The organism is Aeromonas veronii bv. veronii, assembly GCF_000820225.1.
Taxonomy (GTDB): domain Bacteria; phylum Pseudomonadota; class Gammaproteobacteria; order Enterobacterales; family Aeromonadaceae; genus Aeromonas; species Aeromonas veronii.
In genome coordinates this window covers 268,898-292,735 of record NZ_CDDK01000018.1, presented here as the reverse complement: position 1 = coordinate 292,735, position 23,838 = coordinate 268,898, and the positions used below count along the sequence as shown (strand labels likewise).

Annotated in this window: 25 protein-coding genes and 2 tRNA genes; 10 read left to right on the top strand and 17 right to left on the bottom strand. The window is 60.1% G+C overall.

All coding sequences use genetic code 11. The features are described from left to right. Positions 1–3: 3 nt before the first annotated feature. The 5 genes from BN1139_RS07590 to BN1139_RS07570 all read right to left on the bottom strand — a co-directional run bounded on the left by BN1139_RS07590 (position 4) and on the right by BN1139_RS07570 (position 3,968). Positions 4–207 carry a transcriptional initiation protein Tat gene (locus BN1139_RS07590; RefSeq protein ID WP_005303194.1) on the bottom strand — a complete coding sequence of 68 codons (204 nt, stop codon included), beginning with the start codon at positions 205–207 and terminating at the stop codon, positions 4–6. Positions 208–323: 116 nt separating this feature from the next. Beyond that, a complete protein-coding gene (locus BN1139_RS07585) occupies positions 324–941 on the bottom strand; it encodes a TorD/DmsD family molecular chaperone (protein WP_005353757.1) in 618 nt (205 codons plus the stop codon). A gap of 10 nt (positions 942–951) precedes the next feature. Continuing rightward, positions 952–2,718 carry a 4Fe-4S dicluster domain-containing protein gene (locus BN1139_RS07580; RefSeq protein WP_005353760.1) on the bottom strand — a complete coding sequence of 589 codons (1,767 nt, stop codon included), beginning with the start codon at positions 2,716–2,718 and terminating at the stop codon, positions 952–954. 103 nt (positions 2,719–2,821) lie between these two features. Continuing rightward, complete coding sequence (locus tag BN1139_RS07575; protein ID WP_005353762.1) at positions 2,822–3,421, bottom strand: DUF3306 domain-containing protein; 600 nt, start codon at positions 3,419–3,421, stop codon at positions 2,822–2,824. Further along, positions 3,414–3,968 carry a DUF3305 domain-containing protein gene (locus tag BN1139_RS07570; protein ID WP_005353764.1) on the bottom strand — a complete coding sequence of 185 codons (555 nt, stop codon included), beginning with the start codon at positions 3,966–3,968 and terminating at the stop codon, positions 3,414–3,416. The genes BN1139_RS07575 and BN1139_RS07570 overlap by 8 nt, the downstream gene beginning before the upstream one ends. 696 nt (positions 3,969–4,664) lie before the next feature. On the opposite strand from BN1139_RS07570, the gene BN1139_RS20905 reads away from it, so the two are divergent. The 3 genes from BN1139_RS20905 (at position 4,665) to BN1139_RS07560 (ending at position 7,468) form a co-directional block, all read left to right on the top strand. Further along, on the top strand, positions 4,665–5,579 hold the full coding sequence (locus tag BN1139_RS20905) for a radical SAM protein (RefSeq protein WP_005353766.1): 915 nt from the start codon (positions 4,665–4,667) through the stop codon (positions 5,577–5,579). A gap of 149 nt (positions 5,580–5,728) precedes the next feature. Beyond that, positions 5,729–6,586 carry a formate dehydrogenase accessory sulfurtransferase FdhD gene (locus BN1139_RS07565; protein WP_005353768.1) on the top strand — a complete coding sequence of 286 codons (858 nt, stop codon included), beginning with the start codon at positions 5,729–5,731 and terminating at the stop codon, positions 6,584–6,586. 15 nt (positions 6,587–6,601) lie between these two features. Then, on the top strand, positions 6,602–7,468 hold the full coding sequence (locus tag BN1139_RS07560) for a helix-turn-helix transcriptional regulator (RefSeq protein WP_013723539.1): 867 nt from the start codon (positions 6,602–6,604) through the stop codon (positions 7,466–7,468). A gap of 80 nt (positions 7,469–7,548) precedes the next feature. Here the strand turns inward: BN1139_RS07560 and BN1139_RS07555 are convergent, their stop codons facing one another. Next, positions 7,549–9,651 carry a sensor histidine kinase gene (locus BN1139_RS07555; protein ID WP_005353775.1) on the bottom strand — a complete coding sequence of 701 codons (2,103 nt, stop codon included), beginning with the start codon at positions 9,649–9,651 and terminating at the stop codon, positions 7,549–7,551. Between the two features lie 25 nt (positions 9,652–9,676). Next, a complete protein-coding gene (locus BN1139_RS07550; protein WP_005353777.1) occupies positions 9,677–11,032 on the bottom strand; it encodes a sigma-54-dependent transcriptional regulator in 1,356 nt (451 codons plus the stop codon). A gap of 255 nt (positions 11,033–11,287) precedes the next feature. Here BN1139_RS07550 and BN1139_RS07545 point away from each other — a divergent pair, with 255 nt between their 5' ends. From BN1139_RS07545 to BN1139_RS07520, 6 genes are all read left to right on the top strand, one after another. Continuing rightward, entirely contained in the window at positions 11,288–12,118 is an 831-nt protein-coding gene (locus BN1139_RS07545; protein WP_005353779.1) for an ABC transporter substrate-binding protein, read from the top strand. 129 nt (positions 12,119–12,247) lie between these two features. Further along, positions 12,248–12,949 carry an ABC transporter permease gene (locus tag BN1139_RS07540; protein ID WP_005353780.1) on the top strand — a complete coding sequence of 234 codons (702 nt, stop codon included), beginning with the start codon at positions 12,248–12,250 and terminating at the stop codon, positions 12,947–12,949. Positions 12,950–13,064: 115 nt separating this feature from the next. Further along, on the top strand, positions 13,065–13,760 hold the full coding sequence (locus BN1139_RS07535; protein ID WP_005353782.1) for an energy-coupling factor ABC transporter ATP-binding protein: 696 nt from the start codon (positions 13,065–13,067) through the stop codon (positions 13,758–13,760). Next, a complete protein-coding gene (mobA, locus tag BN1139_RS07530) occupies positions 13,732–14,376 on the top strand; it encodes a molybdenum cofactor guanylyltransferase MobA (protein WP_005353783.1) in 645 nt (214 codons plus the stop codon). Before BN1139_RS07535 ends, mobA begins: the two co-directional genes overlap by 29 nt. Next, positions 14,373–16,151 carry a bifunctional molybdopterin-guanine dinucleotide biosynthesis adaptor protein MobB/molybdopterin molybdotransferase MoeA gene (locus BN1139_RS07525; RefSeq protein WP_005353785.1) on the top strand — a complete coding sequence of 593 codons (1,779 nt, stop codon included), beginning with the start codon at positions 14,373–14,375 and terminating at the stop codon, positions 16,149–16,151. Before mobA ends, BN1139_RS07525 begins: the two co-directional genes overlap by 4 nt. A 62-nt stretch (positions 16,152–16,213) precedes the next feature. Next, the gene (locus BN1139_RS07520) at positions 16,214–17,272 is read left to right on the top strand and encodes an FUSC family protein (protein WP_005353787.1); all 1,059 of its coding nucleotides are present in this window, start codon (positions 16,214–16,216) and stop codon (positions 17,270–17,272) included. Positions 17,273–17,330: 58 nt separating this feature from the next. On the opposite strand, the gene BN1139_RS07515 is transcribed toward BN1139_RS07520, so the two are convergent. The 8 genes from BN1139_RS07515 to BN1139_RS07480 all read right to left on the bottom strand — a co-directional run bounded on the left by BN1139_RS07515 (position 17,331) and on the right by BN1139_RS07480 (position 23,042). Continuing rightward, positions 17,331–17,885 (bottom strand): DUF3332 domain-containing protein, encoded by a 555-nt coding sequence (locus tag BN1139_RS07515; protein ID WP_005353791.1) that lies wholly within the window; start codon positions 17,883–17,885, stop codon positions 17,331–17,333. Positions 17,886–18,065: 180 nt separating this feature from the next. Further along, a complete protein-coding gene (locus BN1139_RS07510) occupies positions 18,066–19,367 on the bottom strand; it encodes a methyl-accepting chemotaxis protein (RefSeq protein WP_005353794.1) in 1,302 nt (433 codons plus the stop codon). A gap of 90 nt (positions 19,368–19,457) precedes the next feature. After that, on the bottom strand, positions 19,458–19,937 hold the full coding sequence (locus BN1139_RS07505) for a GNAT family N-acetyltransferase (protein WP_005353798.1): 480 nt from the start codon (positions 19,935–19,937) through the stop codon (positions 19,458–19,460). 98 nt (positions 19,938–20,035) lie between these two features. Continuing rightward, the gene (locus BN1139_RS07500; protein ID WP_005353801.1) at positions 20,036–20,479 is read right to left on the bottom strand and encodes a DoxX family protein; all 444 of its coding nucleotides are present in this window, start codon (positions 20,477–20,479) and stop codon (positions 20,036–20,038) included. After that, positions 20,476–21,228, bottom strand: coding sequence for an HvfC/BufC N-terminal domain-containing protein (locus BN1139_RS07495; protein WP_013723538.1), 753 nt, complete (start codon positions 21,226–21,228; stop codon positions 20,476–20,478). Before BN1139_RS07495 ends, BN1139_RS07500 begins: the two co-directional genes overlap by 4 nt. Beyond that, a complete protein-coding gene (bufB, locus tag BN1139_RS07490) occupies positions 21,221–22,069 on the bottom strand; it encodes an MNIO family bufferin maturase (RefSeq protein WP_005353812.1) in 849 nt (282 codons plus the stop codon). Before bufB ends, BN1139_RS07495 begins: the two co-directional genes overlap by 8 nt. A gap of 71 nt (positions 22,070–22,140) precedes the next feature. Further along, positions 22,141–22,404 carry a BufA1 family periplasmic bufferin-type metallophore gene (locus tag BN1139_RS07485; RefSeq protein ID WP_005334862.1) on the bottom strand — a complete coding sequence of 88 codons (264 nt, stop codon included), beginning with the start codon at positions 22,402–22,404 and terminating at the stop codon, positions 22,141–22,143. A gap of 437 nt (positions 22,405–22,841) precedes the next feature. Further along, positions 22,842–23,042, bottom strand: a complete 201-nt coding sequence (locus BN1139_RS07480; RefSeq protein ID WP_005334863.1) for a YbfA family protein — start codon at positions 23,040–23,042, stop codon at positions 22,842–22,844. 212 nt (positions 23,043–23,254) lie between these two features. Between BN1139_RS07480 and BN1139_RS07475 the strand changes: the two genes are divergently transcribed. Continuing rightward, positions 23,255–23,548, top strand: coding sequence for a hypothetical protein (locus tag BN1139_RS07475; protein WP_005347702.1), 294 nt, complete (start codon positions 23,255–23,257; stop codon positions 23,546–23,548). Between the two features lie 48 nt (positions 23,549–23,596). Here BN1139_RS07475 and BN1139_RS07470 read toward each other — a convergent pair. Together BN1139_RS07470 and BN1139_RS07465 are read right to left on the bottom strand one after the other, a co-directional pair. Next, positions 23,597–23,670: transfer RNA gene (locus BN1139_RS07470), tRNA-Cys, on the bottom strand. A gap of 57 nt (positions 23,671–23,727) precedes the next feature. Then, a tRNA-Gly gene (locus tag BN1139_RS07465) sits at positions 23,728–23,803 on the bottom strand. Positions 23,804–23,838: the final 35 nt, after the last annotated feature.

Genomic DNA, 23,838 nt, shown 5'->3' with positions numbered 1-23,838 from the left:
GGCTCAGTCAGTGCCGCGCAGGGTGCGATAAAAGTCGTGAACATGGGGGGTCTCCCGATAGCCCTTGTCAGGCTCGGTGTCGTGGGTCAGCACCTCTTTGCCCACCACCCGACCGGTGGCACCGGCCAATACGCCTATGGTGGCGACCACGCCAACTCCCTTGATCAGATTGCGGCGGGACGGGTCTTTCAGCTGTTCATCGCTCATTCTTGTGACCTCTGTTGTTGTTCTTGCTGGCGCCTGCGCGCCAGCTTCGCGTCCAATGGATATCTCGTCTGTTCGTTTTGTTATGCGCAGCTCTTGTTATGCGCAGATAAGGGCGTTCAGCCCGGCACCACGCAGGCGCCAAACGGCAGGCGCAATTCGTTTTCCAGCTTGAAGAAATCTTCGGCAAGGGCGCCGACCGCCCGGTAGAAGCTGCCCCCTTTCGCCTGTTGCTGATCGCGGCAGCAGGCGAGTACCCAGGGGGCAAGGTGGCGCTCATAGAAGCGGTTGCGCTCCGGATGCTGCTCGCCAATCAGTACCGCCATCACCTCACAGAGGGCGGCGAGATGATCTTCCGGCTCGCACACTCCGCTCTGGCGCTCGAAACCCAGCGACTGCAGATCTGCGCGCAGCACCGCCAGCGGCAGCTCCATCAGGGAGCCAGTGAGATACCAGGAAGCAAACGGCACAATCTCTCCGCGCCCCAGCCCGATAAAGAGATCCTGATACTCCTCGGCAAGCTCGTTTTCGTGGTGGCTGCTGGCCGCCAGCTGCACCAACCCCAGCCCTCTGGCAAAGGGGCCCGGCATCGGCTGCAACCCTTGCAGCCAGGCGAGCTGTTCGCCACGGGGGGCGGCGCGCCAGAGGCTTGCCAGCAGGGCGTAGAGATCGGCGCTGCTCTGTTCCAGTTCGGTCATGGTCAGTTCGCCAACCTTTTCGTTATGTTGTTCACTCATCACTGGCCCCTCACACCTTGAGCTGGGAGACGGGATCCGCCGCCAGCGCTGCAAACACATCCTTGACCCGACAGTCCTCGCACATCAGCAGCCGCTGGGCGGCCTCGTTCTGGAAGTGGGAGTGACCGGCCAGTTTTTGCTGGATGCGGCGGATCATCGAGGCGGGCGCGAACGGCTTGGAGCAGCGAATGCAGCAGGCAGCCTCTTCGGCTTTCAGGCTCTGGACGGCGCGGCGGGCCTCGGGCACGGGTTGCAGACGGGGCGTAAGCACGATGGCCTGCTCGGGGCATGCCTTTTCGCACATACCGCACTGGATGCAATCCTGCTCGATAAAATTGAGGCCGGGCGCATGACCCACCGCATGCAGGGCGCGGCTCGGGCAGACCGCCACGCAGCCCATGCAGAGGGTGCAGTCAGACTCTTTCAATTCCACACTGCCGTAAGGGGCGCCGTGGGGCACCGCCAGCGGCTCACGGTTCCCTTCGTTGGCCTGCCAGAGGGCATCGAAGGCGGCAAACAGGTTCTCCCGTTTGTCTCCCTTGAGCGGCTTCTCCAGCAGGGCAAGGGCTGTCTGGCCGGAAACAGGCTCACCAGCATCTGCGTCAAACAGGGCGATGCGATCGGTAGCAAGCCCAGCGCCCGCCAGCAGCACGGCGGCGCTCGCCAGTTCCCGCTCAACCAGCGCACGGACACTTGCGGGGGCATCATCGCCCAGCGCAATACGCACTGCGCTGGCGCCATAGGAGAGTGCGGCGAACCAGCTCTCGATACCCAAACTCGCGCTCTCCTCAACCCAGACTGGCAGCCAGTTGGCGGGCAGGCGGGTGAGTTCGGCCTCCACCGATTCGCGCTCGTTTTCACCGGCGATCAGCAGTCGGGGCGCGTCGCCCCCGGCCTCCCGATAATGCTTGAGCAAGCGCAGCAGGTAGTCGCCGCTGGTGTTGGCATCGGGCTGGTGATAGCCAATCGCCCCGGTCGGACAGGCCGAGGCACAGCTACCGAAGCCCTGACAGAGATGGGGATCGATCTGGATGCGACCATTGATGGGCTTGAGGGCATCGGTCGGACAGACATCGAGGCAGCGGCTGCAACCGGGCACGCCTCGGGCGGTAAAGGCACAGGCCTCGGGGTCGAGGCGAAAATAGCGCGGCTTGTCGAAGATACCGGTCAGCGCACAGAGCTCGGCAAGCCGTTCGGCCAGCCCTTGATCATCGGCCAGATGCAGATAGCCGACCGGCGGGCGCTCCAGCGCAAACAGCGGAGCGCGGCCCAGATCGGCCACCAGATCGAAGCGCGGTTCCCGTGGCTGTTCACCAACAGCAGCCGCTTGGTGTGGAAAGCCTTGTTGTGGGAAGCAAAGCGCAGCCAGATTAACCCGCTCGCCCTGCCCATTGAGGCCGGTAAGCTGGAACTGGCCGAGATACCCTGTCAGGCCCGGTTCGCGCAGGGTCAAGGCTGCGAGGGATGCGGTGGCATCGAAAATGGTTTCGAGATCGGCCGCCTCGGCGTCATGCACCGCTTCGCTCACCAACAGGGTGGGCTTCACCCCGGCGGGCAGCAGGCTGGCAGCGCGGCGAATGCGATCTTCCGGGCCGACCAGCAGCAGGCGCCCCTGACTTTGGTAAGAGACAGTGGCCGGGATCAGGTTGTCGGTCTTGACCGTATGCTGCAGGGCATAGGCGCGAGCGCGCGCGTTATGCTCGGCCGCCCCCGCCCCATGGGCAAGATTGGAGGCCAGATTTGGGCTCAGATTTGGCAATGTTTGTTCAGTGCTCACATACACTCCTGCGCGCGCCACCTCATGGGATGGGCGCTTGTTGGTAAGCCGAGAGAGCAAGAGGCGAGCCAACTCCCCCGGAAAAAAAGTGACTGACAGGGAGTCAGGATCCTGAGGGTTCCATTCCCCCACCTTTGGTTGGGACATTTTGTCCACCACAGGAAACCAAAATGTCCCGATCGTCGGTGTGGGTTTGAGAATGGTTATCAGCCAGCCCGTGCGGCTCGGCGGCAGGTTCGCTGACAAGCGCAACCGGTTCAACAGATCCGCTGGCCGGATTGGCCGATTCGCTGTCTGGGGCAATCACCTGATCCACCAGCCAGTTGCGCAGCCCGGCGGTCAGGGCCGCAGGCAGCAATTCGGGCTGGCTGAAATCCTGGGTGTAGTCGTCGAGCCCATCCGGCTTGTGGCTGCAAAACATGGCCCGCAGCGCCTCCTTGTCGGGGAGTTTGGCCTTGCCCGGCGGGGCTGTTGTTAGCGGCGGTTCGCCACTCTCTGCCCCCTCAACAGCAAGAGGTTCACAGCTCCCCTTGTCAGTGCTGACTACGGGGCTATCCAGCGATGTATCTGGATTTTTACCTTCGCCACTGCCTTCGATGGGGGCGGCAACTGCCTCGGGGATGGCCTCTTCCCGTGGCTGCAATACCTGATGCTTGCGCGCCTCACTCTTGCGAGACGACCAGCGTTTGAGGAACTCACTCATGGGCGCGATTTCCGCTGTCACAGCCACGCTCGCGGCCATCGGGGCCGGTGGCTTTAACGGCGCCACAGCTGGCTTGATCCTGGCTATCGACACCGAGCTGATCCTGCGCCCGACCCTTGCCCTTCTTGCCCTTGCGGCGGGCCTCCAGCAGCTCGCCGTGGCGACCGATAAAGGCCTCCACCCAGGCTTGCAGTGCCTCGGGCAGCGGGCAGGAGAGCACCTGCCGCTCGCCATCCATATAGGCGGCGGCCACAGTCTGGCTCAAGGTCAGGCCATCGGCCACAAAGCCACTGTCCACGCGGCTTCCGGTGACAAAAAGGCGGGGCGAGCCGGAGCTCAAATTGAAGCGATAATCTCCCCGCTCATCGCGAAACAGGGTAAGGGGCAAGGCACCGGCTGCCTCAGATTCGGCGGGATGGAGCGCCGCAATCTCGAAACGGCGGCTCTGCCAGCGGCCAACCTGGCTGTCGATGGCCTTTAACTCCAGTTGCAGCCAGCGCTGCGGGGGCAAGGTATTGGTGGTGTCTTGCACTGTCACGGCTCCCATCAAAAGGTCTCGGCCGGGCCGCCCTCCCCTTGAACCACCCCGTTTGGGACGGTTCAGAGCAACAGATTCAGGGCGGCCACGGCCATCAATGGGATAAGACATAGCAAGAGTGGGGCCAAGGCAGGTTTAGCTTATTCTTAGAAACAGTCAAAAACCGCGCCATACCTAACTCACATGATGAGACTGATGGAATAGCTAAACTTACGATGGGTTTACACTACAACTATCTAAAGACGCAGTTAACCCACAACATATAGTCATGCTTACACATAAAAAATGAAGTGGGAAACCATATCCATATCTATGATGCTTGATATAGATCAATCTCAAACGAGTCAAGTTACATTAAATTAAAAATATCACTAGCATTCATCATCCTTTCATTCAATAAAATTAATTATCTTCTGGGGAAGAATATGACTACTGTGCGCAAAGTTGAAGTATTATTAGATAGTGTATATACCGTAGAGCCTTTAAATGAAGTTTACGCTTGGAATGATGGCCATTGGAACTATCAGTGGAGTGGTCGTTCTAGTAAGTTCAATTTGATTGACGGCGTTAAACAAAGGATAGAACCTGATGGCAGTATAATTATTAAAAACAAGAAGGGTAATATAATAAGGCTAGTGTAATTCTTGAATACAATGGTTTTGTTCCATACCAACGAGCAAAACCATTTCAATGTAGGTGTTTAATATGTATGAATTAGGCTCACCTCTTCTGCTTGTGATCGAGGTAACAGATAAATGCAATTTAAAATGTGTTTACTGTTACAATGAGTTTAGTGAGAAACGACAAAAAGACATAGATCATAATTCATTAATGAGAATTCTTTTAGAAGCTAAAAAAATAGGTGTCTTTGATATTAACTTTTGTGGTGGGGAACCCTTCTCAAATAGAAATTTTATGAGCTACTTGGAACTAGCTGTTGAGCTTGGTTTCGATGTAACAATAAATACCAATGGAACACTTATAAATGATAAGATTTCAAAAAGACTGATGGAGCTAGACCTAATACAACATATTCAAGTTAGTTTTGATGGCCATACTGAAGACTTGAATAATAAAACTAGAGGAAAATTCCCAAGAGCATATCGAGGTTTTCAATTACTATGTCAAGAAGCAGCATGTAGAACCCTATCGCCTTCCGTTGGTATTGTCCTATCAAAAACTAACTACAGGCATCTTGAAGAGATCATTTCTCACTTTTCAACATATACAAACAGAATTCATGTGATGAATGTGATGGGGCATGAGAATCTAATGCTTGATGATATGGATAAGTTTATTTTAGAAAAAGAAATAATACCCTCAATAAAGACAATCTGCAAAAAAACAAACACTCAAGTAACAAAAATACACAAAAGCCAAACGTGTAATGACTTTTTATTTAAAAAAGCACATGTCGATTGTTTGGCTGGACATACATTCCTTGCGATATCATCTAACCTAGATATATTTCCGTGTGATATACACCGCAAATCCATTTATAAATGGGCATCTGATGGAGATATAATGATAGCCCATAAAAAGGCACTAGAAGAATGGCGTTCAATGAATAAACCATGGTGTTTTCATGACAAAAAGTGCAGATCATGTCATGGCATATAAAATATCATTAATTAAATAACTATTGATTTTAATAGCCGAGCATATTCTTTCTACTCGGCTACATAGAAAAAGCCTAGTTAAAAAGTAATCTGGAACAAAACTTGCTGTATCCCTCCCCTTAGATCCCGGCAACCGGTCGCGAGGGGCCCATGACACCGACCTTTATCAAAAGCAATGCTGCCGCCCAGCTCACCATGACCGTCGAGGTGATGGATGAGCAGGGCACAATGAACACCCGCCAAATCGCCTGTGAGCGGCCACTGACGGTCTACCTCAACTGGAAGGAGATAGTAACCCTGATGACGCTGGGGGCCCGCCCCGAGGCGCTGGTGCTGGGTTATCTGAAAAATCAGGGCTTTATCGAGGATATTTCGGCCATCGAGTCGGTGATCGTCGACTGGGAGAGCGAGGCCGCAGCCGTGGTGAGCAGCCAGCAGGCCGACGATCTCGACAAGTCACTGGAGAAGAAGACGGTCACCTCCGGCTGCGGTCAGGGCACCATGTATGGCAGCGTGATGAAGAAGCTCGAAGGGGTCGTGCTAGCGGCGCCCGAGCTTAAACAGAGTACTCTCTACGCCCTGCTCAAGGCGCTGTCAGCCCATAACGAAACCTACAAGATGGCCGGTGCCGTCCATGGCTGCGCCATCTGCCGCGGCAGCGAAATCCTCTCCTTTGTCGAGGATGTGGGGCGCCACAATGCGGTGGATACTTTGGCTGGCGAGCTCTGGATGCGCGGCGAGAGTGGCCACGACAAGATCTTCTACACCACAGGGCGGCTCACCTCGGAGATGGTGATCAAGGTGGCGCAGATGGGCATTCCGGTGCTGCTGTCGCGCTCCGGCGTCACCCAGATGGGGCTGGATCTGGCCCGCCAGCTCGGCATCACCATGATTGCCCGCGCCAAGGGGCGCCACTTCGAGGTATTCAGCGGTCACGACCATATGGTGCTGGACGAGAAGCCGCCGGTGCTGGCGCCCAGTCCGGCCGGTCGCGGGATGCGGGACTAGGCCATGAATGAGTTTATGAACGTGAAGCAGGTGGCGGAATACCTCGATCTCAACGAGAAGAAGGTCTACCAGCTCGCCAACGAGGCGCGCATCCCCGCCACCAAGGCGACCGGCAAGTGGCTGTTTCCCCGCTCCCTGCTCGACCGCTGGCTGCTCGGCAGCTGCCACGAGGGGGTAATGAACGACCGGCTGCTGCTGGCGGGCTCCGACGATGTGCTGCTGCACTACGCCAGCAGCCGCTTGGCACAGCAGCTCGGCACCCAGGCACTGGTGGGCTACACCCCGTGCGGCACCCGTCAGGGGCTGGCGATGCTGGCGCGCGGCCATGTGGATCTGTGCGCCATCCACTGGGGGCAGGCCGAGGAGGCGCACCTGCGCCACCCGGCGCTGGTGCAGCAGTATCAGGGCCACCGGCAATGGGTGATCGTTCATGGATTCAGGCGGGTGCAGGGGCTGGTGCTGCGCCAGGGGCTGCAACCCAAGGAGGCGAAAGAGGCGCTCGACTGGCGCTGGGCCATGCGCCAAGAGGGGGCTGGCAGCCAGCGCGCCCTGCAGGAGTGGCTGCAAACCCAGGGGGAGTCGCTGACCCGGCTGGAGCGCACTCTTGAGGTCAATAGCGAGCGGGAGCTGGCCGCCGCCATCAGCCGCGGCGATGCGGATGTCGGGCCCGGCGCCCAGAGCACCGCCACCGAGTTTGGCCTCGGCTTTATGCCCTTGTCGCAGGAGTGCTTCGATCTGGTGATGCCGCAGGGGGTCTTCTTTCGCACCCTGCTGCAACAGCTGATCGGCTGGCTGCAATCCCCCGAGGGGCGCGAGCTGGCGGCCCGCCTCGGCGGCTATGACCTGACCCAGAGCGGCAAGCTGGTGTGGAGTCCGCAGTAAATAACCACTCACCCACCGACAAAACAGCCCGCCAACCATGTTGACGGGCTGTTTTTATAATGGGCCTTTTTATAACAGCATCAATCGCTTGTCTCACGCCCCTCGGCATTGAGGGCGATGCGCCACCCTTCCAGTTTCGCGGGCTCGCTGCCGCTGGGCAGCAGGGCGTGGCTGCGCAGCCGCACGGTAAAGCAGCTCCCCTGCCCCGGGGTGGAGTCCACCAAGAGCTCGCCGCCCCAGCGGCTGATGATGCGGTGGCTCAGGGCCAGCCCCAGCCCGGTGCCGGTGGCGCGGGTGGTGAAGAAGGGGTCGAAGATCTTGTCGATAATGGCCGCCTCGATGCCGCTGCCGTTGTCGATCACCCGTACCTCGGCCCCGCGCAACTGACCCAGTTCATCGACCCAGTCGCGGCTCTCGACCCGGATCTCCCCCTGCTCCCCCAGCGCGTGGCTGGCGTTGACAAGGAGGTTTATCAGCACCTGCAATAGCTGCTGGCGATCCGCCTCGATGGGCTGCTGGGCCCTGAGATCGGCCACCAGCTCCACCTGCTGCTGGCGCAGGGCGGAGCGCACCAGGGTCAGGCTCTCCTCGATGATGGGATTGAGGTGCTGCCACACCGGCGCCGTCTCGTAATCGCCGGGGCGAGAGTATTGCAGCAGGCTGCGGGTGATGGCACGAATGCGCTCGATCTGGGCCAGCACCAGCGCCAGCTCCTCGCTGACCGGCTCGGCCGCCTCCCCCAGCTCCAGCTTCATCAGCTCCACATTGCCGAGGATCACCGCCAGCGGGTTGTTGATCTCGTGGGCCACCCCGGCGGAGAGCTCGCCAAGGGCCGCCAGCTTCTCGCTGATCAGCAGCTGCTGGCGCGCCTCGGTCAGCATATGGATATGATCTTCCAGCTCGGCAGTCTTGAGCTCGAGGCTTTGGGTGCGCTCGGCCACCTTCTGCTCCAGCTCATCGGCGCTGCGGGCCATCTGCTGCTGATGCGCTTCTTGCCTGTCCAGCATTGCGTCGAACTGGCGACCGAGCTGGGCCAGCTCGTGGTCGGGGTCGAGGGCCAGCGGGCCGATGCGAGCCGACTCCCCGGTCTGCACCTGCCGCACCACCTTGTGCATCCGCTCGATAGGGGAGAAGAGATCCCGCGCGCCGCGATAGACCAGCAGGCCGGAGAGCAGCAACAGCAGCACCACGCCGGAGCCCAGCTCCACCAGATTGGTGAGGTAGGTACGGATAATGGGCCACTCGAGAAAACCGACATAGAGCATGCCGATCCGCTCGCCCCTGGCCCCCAGCAGCGGCTCGTAGCCAGATACATACCAGGCGTCGTGGACGAAGGCGCGGTCAACCCACATCTCCCCCCGCCCCAGCACCTGCTCGCGCACTGGCGGCGAGACCCGGGTACCCACCGCCCGACCCACCTGACGGCTGCTGCTGACCGGCACGTTGGTGCTCACCCGCAGATCGTCGAGAAACAGGGTAACGGTGCCGACGCTGCCATCCGGCAGGGTGTTTTTGGCAAACACCTGCCCCTTGAGCTCATCCACCAGCCGGGTGCTGCCGTTGACAAGCTCTCCCCCCTCCAGCACGGCCCAAAGGGAGCCGTCGCGGCCCATCACAGGGGTCAGTGACAGACTGATCAGCCCCCTGTTCTCCACCACCCTGGTGCCATCCCGCTGCCACAGCACGGCCCGCTTGGCCAGTTGCGGGGAGAGAGCGAGCATCTCCTGCTGCGACCAGACCACGAAGTGGCTGACGCTGCGCCCGGCCGTGAGGGCGGCCCGCTCCTGCGCCGTCAGCTGATCCAGCTCGGGGCCACGGCGCAAGCGCAGAAAATCGAGACCATAGTTGGCCGCCAGCGGCATCACCCAGTTATGCAGCTGATCCGGCGATTCCCGCAGCCGCAGCTGAAAGGCCCAGGCATCGCGCAGATGCTCCAGATGCTCGGTCTGGCGCTGCTGCTGCACCGTGATGGCGTGATGGGCCACCCCGAGATCGCTGCGCACCGTGGTGAGCAGGTTCTGCCAGCTGTAGGTGAGAGTCCAGTAGAGGGTGAGCGCTATCATGCCCACCAGGGTGAGCATGATGGGTACCGAGGTGAGCAACAGCAGGCGCCAGCGCACTTTGGTGCGCACGCAACGGGGCAACAGGGCGCGCATGCAGCGGGAGAGCAGGGTCAGTTGCATCGCCACCCCATCCAGTCAGCCTTCCTCATTCGATGGCCCACTCCTTGAATTTGCGATCCAGCGTCTTGCGCGCCACCCCGAGCACCCGGGAGGCGGCCGACTTGTTGCCATCATGGCTGGCCACCACCTGCAGGATGTGGGCTTTTTCTACCTCCGCCAGCGGCCATGCCAGCGGATAGCCCTCCTCGCTCGCCCCCTGTTCAGCAAGCTTGCTGCTCTGCCAGTAATCCGCCGGGGGCTTGCCCAGCAGCAGGCAGCGCTCGATAAGGTTGCGCAGCTCCCGCACGTTGCCGGGCCAGGGGTAAGCCTGCATCGCCACCACATCCTCGTGGGTCCAGCTCAAGGAGCCCATCCCCATCTCGGCGGTGAGCTGGCGGGTAAAGTGGTGTACCAGCGCGGGGATATCGTCTATCCGCTCCCGCAGCGGGGCCACCGGCAGCGCCACCACGTTGAGGCGATAGAAGAGATCTTCGCGAAAGCGGCCCGCCTCCACCTCGGCCTTGAGGTTGCGGTTGGTGGCGGCAACGATGCGCACATCCACCGCCAATTCGCGCTCGGCCCCCACCGGGCGGATGGCCTTCTGCTCCAGTGCTCGCAGCAACGAGGCCTGCATGGCAAGGGGCATTTCGCCGATCTCGTCGAGAAACAGGGTGCCCTGATGGGCAACCCGGAACAGACCGTCGCGCCCCTTGCGGGCGCCGGTAAAGGCCCCCTGCACGTGGCCGAACAGCTCGCTTTCCAGCAGCTCCGGCGCGATGGAGGCGCAGTTGAGGGGCACAAAGGCCCCCATCCGGCCAGAGAGTTGATGCAGGGCGCGGGCCACCAGCTCCTTGCCGGTGCCGGACTCCCCCTCCACCAGCACGGCGGCGTTGGAGGGGGCCACTCTGGCGATGAGCGTCTTGAGTTCGCGGGTCTTGGCACTGTCGCCAATCAGGGTGGGCGGGAACAGCTTGCTCACCTCCCGGCGCAGCAGCAGGTTCTCCCGCTCCATCTGGCGGCGCTCGATGACTCTATCCACCGCCTGCACCATCTGATCGAGGTTGAAGGGCTTGAGGATAAAGTCGCTGGCGCCGAGGCGCAGCGCCTTGAGGGCGGTCTCCATATCGCCAAAACCGGTCATGAAGATGATGTCGCTGCGGCGAGTGGCCGGGTCTATGGCCTCGTGCCACTCGATGCCGGAGCGCCCCGGCAGCCGGATGTCGGCGATGATAAGGTCAAAGTGAAGGCGGCAGCGCAGGGCTTCCGCCTCCTCCACGCTGGCGGCAGTCTCAATCTGGGCAAAACGCTTGGCCAGCGCCTTGGCCAGAAAGCTGCGCATGCCGGGCTCATCGTCAACGATAAGCAGGGAGAGGGCAGACCAGCGGCTGGGAGGGAGTGTCATGGAAAAAAGTACCTCGGATGCACGTACGGTCGGTGAATGTCCCGATAACCGGAACCTTAGTGGGACATTTTGTCCTTCCCGTATCAAAAGCACCAACACCAATTATTAAAAGCGATAACAAGCTCACCTAATTGATTCTAATAAGCTTCTGTTTTTAAACGGCAAACCGTGAATGCAGCGGCAAAGGAACAGTTTGGCACCCTGCTTGCTTACTCTTGCCCTCTCCTCAGCCACCCTGAAAAAAGTTGCATCACGATGACGATAAAAACCAACCTCAAACGTTTTGCCCTCTCCCTCGCCGCCAGCCTGCTGATCGCCGGCGCGGCCCATGCTGACACTACCAAGGCGCCAATCCGCCTCGCCACCACCACCAGTACCGAACAGTCCGGTCTGCTGGGCTGGCTGCTGCCCCAGTTCACCAAGGAGACCGGTTATCCGGTGCAGGTGATGGCGGCCGGTACCGGCCAGAGCCTGAAGATGGGCGAGAACGGCGATGCGGATCTGGTGATGACCCACGCCCCCTCTGCCGAGAAGAAGTTTGTCGACGCAGGCTTTGGCATCGAGCCAGTGCACCTGATGTACAACGACTTCGTTATCGTCGGCCCGGCCAAAGATCCGGCGGGTCTCGGCAAACTGCACGACGCAGCCAAGGGGCTGCAAGCCATCAAGGAGCAGGGCCAGACCTTTATCTCCCGCGGTGACGAGTCCGGTACCCACATCAAGGAGAAGACCCTGTGGCAAGCCGCTGACGTCAAACCCGAGTTTGCCGGTTACAAATCCATCGGCCAGGGGATGGGCCCGACCCTGACCATGGCCTCGGAGCTCGGTGCCTACACCCTGACCGACCGCGGCACCTGGCTCGCCTACCAGAGCAAGCTGGATCTCGCCGTGCTGCTGGAGGGTGACAAGCGCCTGTTCAACCCCTATCAGGTGATCCTGGTCAACCCCAAGCGCTACCCGGATCTCAACACCGAAGGGGCCCGCACCCTGAAAAACTGGCTGGTCTCCGAGCATGGCCAGAAGCTGATCGGCGACTTCAAGGTGGCGGGTCAAGCGCTGTTTGTAGCGGATGCCAACGGGAAATAATGGCAACCCTGACCCCTGCGATGACCTTGATGGCCCTCCCCCGGTTCGCTGTGGGAGGCGCCTGATGCCGACCCTGCTCGACACGACCGTATTGACGGCCCTCGCCCTGCACGATGAGAGAGAGGTCTGATGCCGACTCTGCTCGATACTACGTTGGCTGCCCTCGCCCTGCTGTTCAGTGGTGACACCGAACTGTGGCAGGTGGTGGGGGTCTCCTTCTCCGTCTCCTGCATCGCCCTGCTGCTGGTGCTGGTGCCCGCCTTGCTGCTGGGCTTTGCCCTGGCCTATCTGCCGCTGCCCGGCCGCTGGTTCTGGCTCTCCTGCATCAATACCCTGCAATCGGTGCCGACCGTGGTGATTGGCCTCTTGCTCTATATGCTGCTGTCGCGGGCCGGCCCCTTTGGCGACTGGAAGCTGCTCTTTACCCAGCAGGCGATGGTGGTGGGGCAGATGCTGATCGCCTTCCCGGTGATCGCCACCATGGCCCACGCGGCGTTTGTTCAGAGCGATCGGCGCGCCTGGGAGACTGCCCTGACCCTGGGGGTCTCCTGGCCCAAGGCGCTGATCGGCCTGATGCACGAGTGCCGCTTTGGCCTGCTGGCCGCCATCATCGGCGCCTTTAGCCGCATCGTCACCGAGGTGGGCTGTTCCATGATGGTAGGGGGCAATATCCTGCACTTCACCCGCAATATCCCCACCGCCATCGCGCTGGAGACCCAGAAAGGGGCCTTCACTCAGGGGGTGGCGCTCGGCATAGTGCTGCTCACCCTCGCCCTCTTGCTCAACCTGTTGCTGACGGCGTGCCGCGGCCACAGTTATTTGAAGAACTGACCATGGCGCAGCGCACTGTTAGCCATTACCGAATGCTGCTGACCCCATCTCTGGCACGACCACAGCTATCTGAAGAACTGACCATGCCCCCACTGTGTATCAACAGGAGTACCCCATGGCCCTGACCGCCCACCAGCTGACGATGCGCTTTGGCGAGCGCCAACTGTTCGAGATTGACCGGCTCGCCATCGCACCGGGGGATGCAATCTGGCTGCATGGAGCCAACGGGGTGGGCAAGACCACTCTGCTCAAAATCCTGGCCGGGCTGCTGGCCCCTACCCGCGGCCATACCAATCTGCCGGGGCGCTGGCAACAGCGGATCAACCGGCTGCTTAAGCGGGATCTGGGGCCGGGCAGGGTCACCTATCTGCACCAGACCCCCTATCTGTTCGATCGCACAGTTCACGACAACGTGGCCTGGGCGCTCGATAAACAGCTCGGCAGCGAGATCCGGGTGTTCGAGGCGCTGCGCCGGGTCGAGCTGGAGGGGCTGGCACGGGAGCACATCAGCATTCTCTCGGGTGGCGAACGGCAACGGCTGGCAATGGCGCGCGCCTGGGCGCTGCAACCGGCCTTTCTGCTGATGGATGAGCCCACCGCCAATCTCGACACACATTCGGTTGCCCTGATGGCCGCATTGGCGCAAGATCTGCGGGAACATGGCAGCGGCCTGGTCGTCATCAGCCACCAGAGCAACGCATTGACCTCCCTGTGCGAGCGGCAATGGACCCTCGCCCGTGGCCAGCTGCAAGAGACGACCCCTTTAAAAATCATCGAGCGACATGACTTCAAAAAGCGACAGCCACTCTGATCCCGTTGCCGTATCAGCAGTGATCCTGGCAGGAGGCCGCGCCACCCGGATGGGGGGCGAAGACAAGGGATGGGTAGCACTGGCGGGACGCCCTCTTATCGACCATGTTTTGGCGCGCCTGCGCCCCCAGGTGGATGAAGTGCTGATCAACGCCAACCGCAGTCAGCCCCGCTATCAGGCGCTGGCCCCGGTCATCAGCGATGACAACAACGACTATCTCGGCCCGCTGGCGGGCATGCAGGCGGGCCTTGCCGCCGCCCGTCACGACTGGGTGCTGTTCGTTCCCTGCGATGGCCCCGCCCTGCCGCTGGATCTGATGAGCCGCTTTCGCGCCGCCCTGACCCCGGATACCGAGCTGGTAGTGGCCCACGATGGCGACTGGTTGCAACCCGTGGTGGCCCTGCTGCACAAATCCCTGCTCCCCTCCCTCACCGCCGCACTGGCAGAGGGGGAGCGCAAAATCGATATCTGGTTTGCCCGCCACAACATGGCGGTGGTGAGCTTTGCCGATCAGCCGGATGCCTTTATCAATCTCAACAGCCCTGCCGAGCTGGCCGCCTACGAGGCCCGTCTGCTCGCCACGGCTATCGACCCCCAACAAGGAGTCACCTCATGACCCCGGCCCCCACTCTTCCCCTGCTCGGCTTCGCCGCCTGGAGCGGCACCGGCAAGACCACCTTGCTGGAGCAGTTGATCCCCCTGCTGGTGGATCGCGGCCTGCGGATCGGGGTGCTCAAGCACGCCCACCACGACTTTGATATCGACCAACCGGGCAAAGACAGCTACCGCCTGCGCAAGGCGGGTGCCCAGCAGATGATGGTTGCCTCCCGCCGTCGTCATGCTCGCATTACTGAAACAACGCACGGCGAGACCGAGCTGGCCGAAGCCGATTTTCGCCAGTTGCTGGCCAGCTTCGATCAGACAGAGCTCGATCTGCTCTTGGTCGAGGGGTTCAAGCACGAGCACTTCCCGAAAATCGAGCTGCACCGCGCCGAGATTGGCAAGCCGCTGCTCTTCCCCGAAGACAGCGACATCATCGCGCTGGCCAGCGATCAGCCCCAACAGAGTGGCGAACAACAGCAGACAAGCCTGCCCCGCCTCGATATCAACGATCTGGCGGCCATTGCCGACTTCGTCTGCCGCTGGCTTGACGGCTGCCAGAGCAAGGAGCCGGAGGCGGGCAAGGGCTTTCTCTCGGTCGAGGCGGCCCGCAACGCCATTCTGGCGGCCCTCACCCCGAGCAACGCCTGCATCGATAAACCGCTGGCCCAGTGCCACGGCGCCGTGCTGGCCGCCGATCTGATAAGCCCCATCAATGTGCCGCCCCACGCCAACTCGGCGATGGATGGTATTGGCCTTCGCAGCGACGATCTCGCCACCGGTCGCTGGCAGCTGGTGGGGGAAGTGCTGGCGGGCCAGCAGCGCCACGAGCCTGTGCTGGCCGGTCAGGCGGTGCAGATCATGACCGGCGCCCCGCTGCCCCCCGGTGTCGATACCGTGGTGATGCGGGAAGAGACGCTGATTGAAGGTGAGTGGGTCACGGTCACCGCACCGATCCGCGCAGGACAGAATGTGCGCCTGGCCGGCGAAGATCTCGCCAAGGGTGCGGTCGCCATCCCGGCCGGTACCTGGCTGGGCGCCCCCCAGCTGGGGCTGGCGGCATCCCTCGGTCAGGCCAGTCTCACTGTGCGCACCCCGCTGAAAGTGGCGCTGTTCAGTACCGGTGACGAGGTGCAGGCGCCGGGCGAGCAGCTCGCCCCCGGCCATATCTTCGACAGCAATCGCTTCACCCTGATGGCCCTTATCCGTGCCGCCGGTTGCGAGGTGATGGACCTTGGCATCATCCCCGATGACAAGACCATCCTGCGCCAGCAGCTGGAGCAGGCCGCCGCCAGCGCCGATCTGGTGCTGAGCTCCGGCGGGGTCTCGGTGGGCAACGCCGACTTTATCAAGCTGGTGCTGGCTGAGCTTGGCCAAATCGATTTCTGGCGCATCCAGATGCGACCGGGCCGCCCGCTCGCCTTTGGCAAGCTGGGGCAGACCCCCTTCTTCGGCCTGCCGGGCAATCCGGTGGCGGCGATGATCTGCGTACTGCAATTTGTCGAGCCCGCCATCGCCCGCTTGCAAGGCAAGCGGTGGCAGCCGCTGCGCCTCTCGGCACTGGCAGACGAGAAGATGAAGAGCCGCCCGGGGCGCACCGAGTTTCTGCGCGGCATCTTCCATCAGGACCGTAACGGCCAGCTGCGGGTGCGCACCACAGGGCCACAGGGCTCCGGCATTCTGAGCTCCATGGCCGAGGCCAACTGCCTGATCGAAATCGTACCGGACCAACCCGGGATCGCCATTGGCGAGCGGGTCTGGATCCACCCCCTGCAGGGACGACTGGCCTAAATCCCGACGGGGCGTCGGCCGGATGCTCGGCGCCCCGTCACCCACCTGACAGGAGGCAGACCGTGCGTCTTGATGCCCCCCTCTCCCGACTCGATCTGCTGGTCTATGGCCGCTACCGGATCGTCCATGGCCTGCGCATTGCGCTCGCCTTTATGCTCACCTTTCTGCTGACCCGCGAGCTGAAACTGCCGGAGAGCACCTGGCCGCTGATCACCCTGGTAGTGGTGATGGGCCCCATCTCGTTCTGGGGCAATGTGCTCTCCCGCGCCCTGCAGCGGGTGGTGGGCACCATTTTCGGCGCCAGTTGCGGGGTGGTGGCGCTCTATCTCGAGATCTACTCGCTACCGCTTACCCTGATCTGGTGCGGCTGCATCATGTTCCTCTGCGGCTATCTGGCCCTCGGCAAGCGCCCCTATGTGGGGCTGCTGATCGGCATCACCCTGGGGGTCACCATGGGGGCCATGCCGGGGGATATAGAGACGGCGCTGTGGCGCAGTGCCGACGTAATACTGGGCTCCCTGCTGGCGCTGCTCTTTTGCAGCATCTATCCCCAGCGGGCCTACAGCCACTGGCGGCTGCAACTGCACCAGATCCTGCAGCAGTCTGGGCGGCTCTATCACACTCACCTCTCCCCCAATGTGCTGGAGCGCCCGCGCCTCAAGCACAATCTCTCCCAACTGTTGGCACAGACCGGCAAACTGCGGGCCCTGCTGGCACCAGCAGCCAAGGAGACGCGCCACAGCGTCGCCCTGTTTGATGCGGTGCAGGTCACCATGCGCAACACCCTCTGCACTCTTGAGATGCTGGCCAACACCTACTGGAACGATCGGGAGAGCCACTTCCTGATGCAGAGCACGGCTGCGCTGCAAGCCTGCCATCTGGCCACCGAGGAGGCGATCAACCAGCTTGCCCTGATGATGCAAACCGGTGACGGTCGCGGCGCAGATGACGCCATCGCCCGCCTGCACGAGGTGGCGACCCGGGTATCGCTGCCGCCCAACGCAGAGGCAGCCATCAATGGTTACCTCTGGCTCAACGTCCAGCTGACCGAACAGCTCACCCACCTGCGCCGCCTGCTGGGGCTGATCCTCACCCCGCCCCATCGCAAGCAGCCCGACTAGGCCCAATGCAAAACGCCCCGCAGTTGCGGGGCGTTCTTGTCGGCATAGGCACTGATGATCAGGCCGCCGTGCGGGCGTTCTCGCTCATCTGCTCCAGCTCTGCGCGGCTCAGGGTAGAGACAAAGCGGCCATCGAAGTAGATATCCATCAACTCGCCACGCTTCTCGCCACGCATCATGCTGCGGCGACCATCCAGATAGTGCACCTCCATCTGGGCGGTATGCTCGTCCGGGTAGCTGATCTCCACCTCGCGCACCCCTTGTGGCAGCATGGCCAGCGGCACCTTCTTGAGGGCCGGATCCAGATGCTGGTTCACCTTGATCACCGGATTGGCTTTCATGTCCACCACAGCCGGAGATTTGCCGGTGATGGGGTTCTTGCCAGACCAGAACTCGATGGTATTGAAGACGAACAGGTCAGCGGTCGCGGCCAAACCGTAGACAGGGGAGAGCAGCATAAAGACCCCGGCACGAGCGTAGCGGTTATCCACCACGCTCAAGTTGCCCTTGGTGACCATGCCGGAAAGCCCCATCTGCCCCATACAGCCGCCCAGACCCATGCTCGCGACCATAACCAGCAGGGCCATTGCCCGCCCCTTCTGTTGTAATGCCATCGTGTTCTGTTCCTGCTCTGAAATAAATGAGGCGGCAAGCCTAATCAAGGGGCCAGAAGAGGACAATTCACAATGGCGGGACGATACAGGAGGGGTTCAGATTGGCATATCAAGTGCGCAATAAATAAGCACCGATGGGATTATCATCCGATCGGTGCCTCGTTCAACAATCAATAACCGTCAGGAGCCGATTGCCAGATTGGAGACTGTCTCGGTCACATTGATGGCACCCTGCTCTATCTGTGCCATCACGCCACTCACCTCGCCGATCTGCTCCTTGCCACGCTGGGCGCTGGTGGCCACCTCATTGATGTTGCCGGTGATCTGGGCCGTCAGTTCGCGGTTTTTCTGAACCACGCTGGCGATCTCGCCGGTCGAGAGGGAGGTGCGCGCAGCCAGCTGACGTACCTCGTCGGCCACCACCGCAAAGCCGCGCCCCTGATCGCCGGCCCGGGCAGCCTCGATGGCTGCGTTAAGGGCCAGCAGATTGGTCTGCTCGGCAATGCTACTAATAGTAGAGACAATGGCTTCAATGCTTTTCGACTGCTCATTGAGCTGGCCAATCAGGCCGGAAGTGCGACTCACCTGTTCGGAAATGGCGCTGGAGATGGCAACCGATGCCGCCAGCAGTTCAGACCCGGTTTCGGCAAAGCGGGTGGTCTCCTGCGAAATGGTCTGGGCTATGTTGGCCGCCTCGCTCACTGCCTGGGCGCGCTTGATCCGCTCTGTCACCTCACTGGCAAACTTGATCACCTTGACCACCTTGCCGCTCTCATCCTTGATGGGGTTGTAGGTAGCCTCCAGCCAGATCTCGTTGCCGTGGCTGTCACGGCGACTGAACAGCCCAGACTTGAGCTGGCCGTGGGCCAGATCGTCCCAGAAGTGGGGTTGCTCGCGATAGAAGCTCTCATCGCAAAACAGCCTGTGATGCTGCCCCTTGAGCTGCGAAAGGGAGTAACCGACGCAGGAGAGGAAATTCTGATTGGCCGTCACAATCTCCCCCATGGGGGTGAACTCGATAATGGCGAGCGCCCGATCGAGTGCCGAGATGATCGCTTTCTGACGACTCAACTGCTGATAACTCTCGGTGATATCGGAGGCTATCTTGACCACCCTGACCACCTTGCCGTCAAGCTTGACCGGGAAGTAGGTCGCCTCCAGCCACAACTCCCGACCCTGTTTATCAAAGCGTTGGTAAGTGCCACTGTGGCTATGCCCCTGACGCAGCTGTTCCCAAAACTGGGCGTAGGAGGATGACTGGACGTAGTGGGCATCACAAAAAATCCGGTGGTGTTTACCAATCACCTCCTGCTCGCTATAGCCCACCACATTCAGAAACAACGGGTTCGCCTCGAGGATCTCGCCGCTTGGAGTGAAACTGATGGTAGCGACACCGACTTTTACTGCATCAATAAATGCTTGGGCCTGGGCCAACTGCATTTGGCACGCTTGTAATTCCGCTTTGAGTTTGAAGTTGAACATATGCCCTGCCCCTCTATTACCTGGTTACAACTACGTCACATCTGCATGAACTTTAGACGAGAAACCATAGAGATAACGGGGGCCCATCGATTAAGGTGCCAGGTCCCACTCCAGATAGGCCGGATTGGCGACAAAGCCGATCCGCTCATAGAGAGGGCGCCCCTGCTCGCTGGCATGGAGCCACACCTTGCCCAGCTGACGCGCGCTGGCGAAGGCTGTAATGGCATCGAGCAGCGCCGTGGCGATCCCCTGCTGGCGCCATTGTGACCGCGTATACATATTGAGCAGATACCCCTCCACACCCGCCAGATTGCCGGGATAGGGTGGCCGTACAAATAGTGCCAGCGTCCCGGCCGCCACGATCTGTTTGCCGCCCTTCTGCGTATCGGCCTCAGCCAGCCATGATAAAGCACTCTCTTCACTCATCGCCCGGGTGAAATAGTCAAGGGTGGCCTGCCACAAGGCCGGGTCTGCCTGCGGCGTCACCAGCTCACCGACCTCACAAAACAGCTCCATGCGCAGCGCCACCAGTGCGGGAATATCTGCGGCCCTTGCCTGACGAATAATCATTGGCTGCTCCTTTTCTCTCATGGGAGATTTCGCCGGCCGTCATTATGACAAAGAGCGCCTTGTGGCGCTCTTTGTGATTGGGGGAAATCATCGATAAATCAATGGTTGCGACGTGTCAGCCAGTGATCCAGGCTCAGCACACCGCCGCCCCAGATGATCAGGGTCAGCAGCATCCAGCCCCACAGCTGGTGATCGTAAAAGCCACCCGCCCAGAGGGTCGGGTAGGAGATCACCGCCATGATATTGAAGCCAAACAGCAGCAAGGCGGCCGGGCGAGTAAAAAGCCCCGCCAGCAGGAAGAGCGGCAGCAACAACTCGGTCGCCGTCCCCAGATAAGCAGCCCACAACCAGGGCAGCAGGGGCACCTGATACTCGGATTCAAACAGATAGAGGGTGGACTCCCACGCCGTCAGCTTGAGCCAGCCTGAAGTGATAAAAACCGACGCGACCCACAGCCGCGCCAGCAACAGCACACCAGTACTGCTCCAGCGCGGCAAATCACCACTCGAGCTGGCCAGCGCCAGCCATTTGTTTGCCATCATGGCATTACCTCCATATCCACCAGCAGACCAAGGGTTATCAGGCGAGTGAGATGTTCACTGGCCGCAGGGTCGGCCGCCAGCAGATCGACCAGCGCCGTACCAGCGAGACATCCCTGTAGCAGCGCCCACTCACCCACCGTCAGGGGCAAGGGGGCAACCCGGCAATCCGGCTGTTTCTTCAATGCCAGCCAGACGGGGGCATCAAGCACCTCCACCGCTTCACCACCGTGCAGCGCCATCTGCCACAGGGCCAGCACCGGATAATCACTGGCAACCAGCAGCAGATCCGTGGCCGGCAAGAGTCGCAGCCGATCCCATTGTTGCGGCGATAATGCGGCCAGACGCTCGGCTGGCCAGCAGCGTGATTCCAGCGGCAGCAGACTGGCACGCTCAAGCTGCCATTCGAACTGAGCCAGCGCCTCCAGCCAGGGCAGTCCGGTTGTAGTCGGCAAGCGGGCCAACCATTGGCCAAATCCGGCGCCATAGTGCATGACGCACCCTTCCCTGAGGGGCTCGGCCAATACGAAGCCACGGGCCGCCGCTGCAAAAAAGTCATCCCCGACCATGGCCTTGACGGCGGGATAACTGCTCGCCAGCACCTCGCCAAGGCTCAGGATGAAGTGGTTGCGATAGACCTGCAGCACAGATTCGGCAGAAAAGAGTCGGGAGCTGATGTGAGGGGAAATGGCGTCAGGCGCCCCCAGCAGACCATCGGCAAAGTGCTGTTGCAGCTGTGCCAGTTCAGCCATGGGCCACCTCCCGTGGCGCACTCATGGCGCACTCCTCATCCAGAATGGCGCCGGCCTGCGCCGCCTCTGCCAGCAAGACCGGCAGCGGCGGGATCTCGAGGTCCCACTCAATCAGGGTCGGAATGGCCTGCTTGCGGCAGATCTGGCGATAGAGTTCCCAGACCGGTGCCACCACAGGGGCGCTGTGGGTGTCGATATAGAGAGAGCCTTCCGGCAGCTGTTTCTCGGTATAACCGGCCAGATGGATCTCCCCGACGGTGGCGAGATCGATCGCCGCCAGATACTCATCGCAAGAGAAACCGTGATTGAAAGCACTGACATAGAGATTGTTGAGGTCGAGCAGAATGCCGCACTCGCTGCGCTGCTGCAGCTCGGCCAGAAATTCCCACTCGCTCATCTCCCCGGGCAGTTGCAGATAGGAGGAGGGATTTTCAATCAGCATGCGGCAACCCAGAGTCTGTTGTACCTGCTGGATCTTGTCGCTCATGTTGCGCAGAGAGGCGCGGGTATAGGGCACCGGTAGCAGATCGTTGAAATAACGCCCGCCAATGCTGCCCCAGCTGAGATGTTCGGAGATCCGTGCCGGTCTGATCGCCGCGACCAGTGTCGACAACTGCTGCAGATGGTGCGGATCGAGCGGGTCGGCAGAACCGAGGGACATGCCAACGCCGTGAAGACTGACGGGGTAGTGCTGCGCCAGTTCGGCGAGCACCTGAAAACCCTGGCTGTGCCGTTCGAAGTAATTTTCACTATGCACCTCCAGCCAACCAACTGCCGGCAGGGTTTGCCGGATCTCGTCGTAATGGGGAGTGCGTAATCCGATGCCAATCAAAGGGTTCATCGCAAGACTCGCTTTCGCCAACCAGAGAAGATGCAGGGGGCGGCCGTTGGCCATCCCCTGCCCGATGTCTCTTACTTCGGTTGCAGCGAACCGCCGACCAGCTTCTCGCACAGCCCTTTGGGCATCACCACAAAGGCATCACCCTGAGCATCTTCCTTGGCAGTACCGGCGCAGGAGCTGCTCTTGGTCGCACAGTCATTCTTGCTGGCCTTGACCACGCCGTAGCACTTCTCCTTTTCATCGGCAGCCATTGCTGGTGCCGCGATAAATTGGGCGCCCAGCGCCAGCAGACCGGTCATGGCGGAGGCGATAGCAGTGCTTTTTTTAACATTCATGTTCATGTTCCTTTTGATGTCGTTGGATGTTGCTGATATCCCCGATTTGTCGCAACCGGGTACCTGCAATAGAACCGGCAAACGGGATATTCCCTTTCAAAAAAAACACAAAAAGAGTTAAAAAACCCAAAGACAGACACTCAATTAATTGATTTTAAACAGCTATTTCATCATTAGAAATTTCTCGACGACCACCCATTAATGAACGAGTAAAGTGCCATATGGTGCTTTCATCCCGTTAATCTTCTTCACTGCTTCCATCAAAAGAGATGTGTCAGACATAAAAAAGCCCCGCCAACAGGCAGGGCTGGATGCAACTTTCAAGAAACAAGAAATCAACAAGCGGGGGCGGGGAGTTGGGAGCCAGGAGTTGCGGCAAACAGATAAAAAAAGAGACAGCTTTGGCTGTCTCTTTTTGCACATGGTGCGAATGGGGTTTAGTAGAAGATCCGCTCGCCACGCTCGCTCATTTTGAGCCACACCGGTTTGGTGCTGGTTTTATTCCAGATCCGGTGCAGATAGCTGTAGAAACGGGCACGATCGCTGCGAAACAGCATCACGGGGAAAGCCAGAATGCCCACCAGCAATACATAAATGCGACGAAGAATAATCTGAGTCAGGGAAAAGGGATGAAACATGATGTAACTCCTTACTGGTAAGACCACTGAACAAAGATTACCCCACTCCATGTAGGATTACTACATCACCAACGCATTTTTTTATAAAAAAATGGTGAAAAACGGGAAATACTGAAAACGGGTTACGTCATTAACCAACAATTAACAAACTTGCGAAAATCGTGCGCTTTGCCACAGTTATCAGGGGAAAAACATGCAGTAGGGAGACACGCATGAAACTGCCGGAAGTGGCACTGCTGGTGCTGATGGTTGCCCTGACACGGGCACAACTGGAGGAGTGGCAACTGAATCGGGAAGATGCCATCGTGCTGGCCGAACGGGGCGTGCCCACCGTCAGCCTGTGGCAATGCGGCACACTGAAGCAACGGATTGCGGATCTCAACCAGCACAGTGCCGAGGTGCAGTTTCAATATCGGGGGCAAAACATGGCGGATGTGAGCCACTATCTCGAGCGCGAGTGGAAACAGGCTGGCTGCGAGCAGTTACTGGTACAGCAAGGATACTGACCAAGGCTCAGACTCGAATAGTGATGATTAAGATAAACAGAAAAAAGATGGAGGCACGTTCCGGAGTCGAACCGGACTAAACGGATTTGCAATCCGCTGCATAACCGCTTTGCTAACGCGCCATGCTGACAAGACTGATTGTCTTGAGAGTGTGTTCCATCGTTGGTGCGATGGAAAATTGGAGCGGGAAACGAGACTCGAACTCGCGACCCCGACCTTGGCAAGGTCGTGCTCTACCAACTGAGCTATTCCCGCGTTACTGCTTTCGTGCCAGTTGCCTGACAACGAGG

What these genes read in the sequence shown, in the direction of transcription:
- BN1139_RS07535 (WP_005353782.1), top strand. Translation starts at nt 13,065, where the DNA reads ATGGCCCTGACCGCCCACCAGCTGACGATGCGCTTTGGCGAGCGCCAA.
- BN1139_RS07590 (WP_005303194.1), bottom strand. Translation starts at nt 207, where the DNA reads ATGAGCGATGAACAGCTGAAAGACCCGTCCCGCCGCAATCTGATCAAG.
- BN1139_RS07495 (WP_013723538.1), bottom strand. Translation starts at nt 21,228, where the DNA reads ATGGCTGAACTGGCACAGCTGCAACAGCACTTTGCCGATGGTCTGCTG.
- BN1139_RS07480 (WP_005334863.1), bottom strand. Translation starts at nt 23,042, where the DNA reads ATGTTTCATCCCTTTTCCCTGACTCAGATTATTCTTCGTCGCATTTAT.
- BN1139_RS07540 (WP_005353780.1), top strand. Translation starts at nt 12,248, where the DNA reads ATGCCGACTCTGCTCGATACTACGTTGGCTGCCCTCGCCCTGCTGTTC.
- BN1139_RS07560 (WP_013723539.1), top strand. Translation starts at nt 6,602, where the DNA reads ATGAACGTGAAGCAGGTGGCGGAATACCTCGATCTCAACGAGAAGAAG.
- BN1139_RS20905 (WP_005353766.1), top strand. Translation starts at nt 4,665, where the DNA reads ATGTATGAATTAGGCTCACCTCTTCTGCTTGTGATCGAGGTAACAGAT.
- BN1139_RS07570 (WP_005353764.1), bottom strand. Translation starts at nt 3,968, where the DNA reads ATGGGAGCCGTGACAGTGCAAGACACCACCAATACCTTGCCCCCGCAG.
- BN1139_RS07475 (WP_005347702.1), top strand. Translation starts at nt 23,255, where the DNA reads ATGAAACTGCCGGAAGTGGCACTGCTGGTGCTGATGGTTGCCCTGACA.
- BN1139_RS07485 (WP_005334862.1), bottom strand. Translation starts at nt 22,404, where the DNA reads ATGAATGTTAAAAAAAGCACTGCTATCGCCTCCGCCATGACCGGTCTG.
- BN1139_RS07505 (WP_005353798.1), bottom strand. Translation starts at nt 19,937, where the DNA reads ATGATTATTCGTCAGGCAAGGGCCGCAGATATTCCCGCACTGGTGGCG.
- mobA (WP_005353783.1), top strand. Translation starts at nt 13,732, where the DNA reads ATGACTTCAAAAAGCGACAGCCACTCTGATCCCGTTGCCGTATCAGCA.
- bufB (WP_005353812.1), bottom strand. Translation starts at nt 22,069, where the DNA reads ATGAACCCTTTGATTGGCATCGGATTACGCACTCCCCATTACGACGAG.
- BN1139_RS07510 (WP_005353794.1), bottom strand. Translation starts at nt 19,367, where the DNA reads ATGTTCAACTTCAAACTCAAAGCGGAATTACAAGCGTGCCAAATGCAG.
- BN1139_RS07575 (WP_005353762.1), bottom strand. Translation starts at nt 3,421, where the DNA reads ATGAGTGAGTTCCTCAAACGCTGGTCGTCTCGCAAGAGTGAGGCGCGC.
- BN1139_RS07550 (WP_005353777.1), bottom strand. Translation starts at nt 11,032, where the DNA reads ATGACACTCCCTCCCAGCCGCTGGTCTGCCCTCTCCCTGCTTATCGTT.
- BN1139_RS07565 (WP_005353768.1), top strand. Translation starts at nt 5,729, where the DNA reads ATGACACCGACCTTTATCAAAAGCAATGCTGCCGCCCAGCTCACCATG.
- BN1139_RS07545 (WP_005353779.1), top strand. Translation starts at nt 11,288, where the DNA reads ATGACGATAAAAACCAACCTCAAACGTTTTGCCCTCTCCCTCGCCGCC.
- BN1139_RS07585 (WP_005353757.1), bottom strand. Translation starts at nt 941, where the DNA reads ATGAGTGAACAACATAACGAAAAGGTTGGCGAACTGACCATGACCGAA.
- BN1139_RS07525 (WP_005353785.1), top strand. Translation starts at nt 14,373, where the DNA reads ATGACCCCGGCCCCCACTCTTCCCCTGCTCGGCTTCGCCGCCTGGAGC.
- BN1139_RS07555 (WP_005353775.1), bottom strand. Translation starts at nt 9,651, where the DNA reads ATGCAACTGACCCTGCTCTCCCGCTGCATGCGCGCCCTGTTGCCCCGT.
- BN1139_RS07500 (WP_005353801.1), bottom strand. Translation starts at nt 20,479, where the DNA reads ATGATGGCAAACAAATGGCTGGCGCTGGCCAGCTCGAGTGGTGATTTG.
- BN1139_RS07515 (WP_005353791.1), bottom strand. Translation starts at nt 17,885, where the DNA reads ATGGCATTACAACAGAAGGGGCGGGCAATGGCCCTGCTGGTTATGGTC.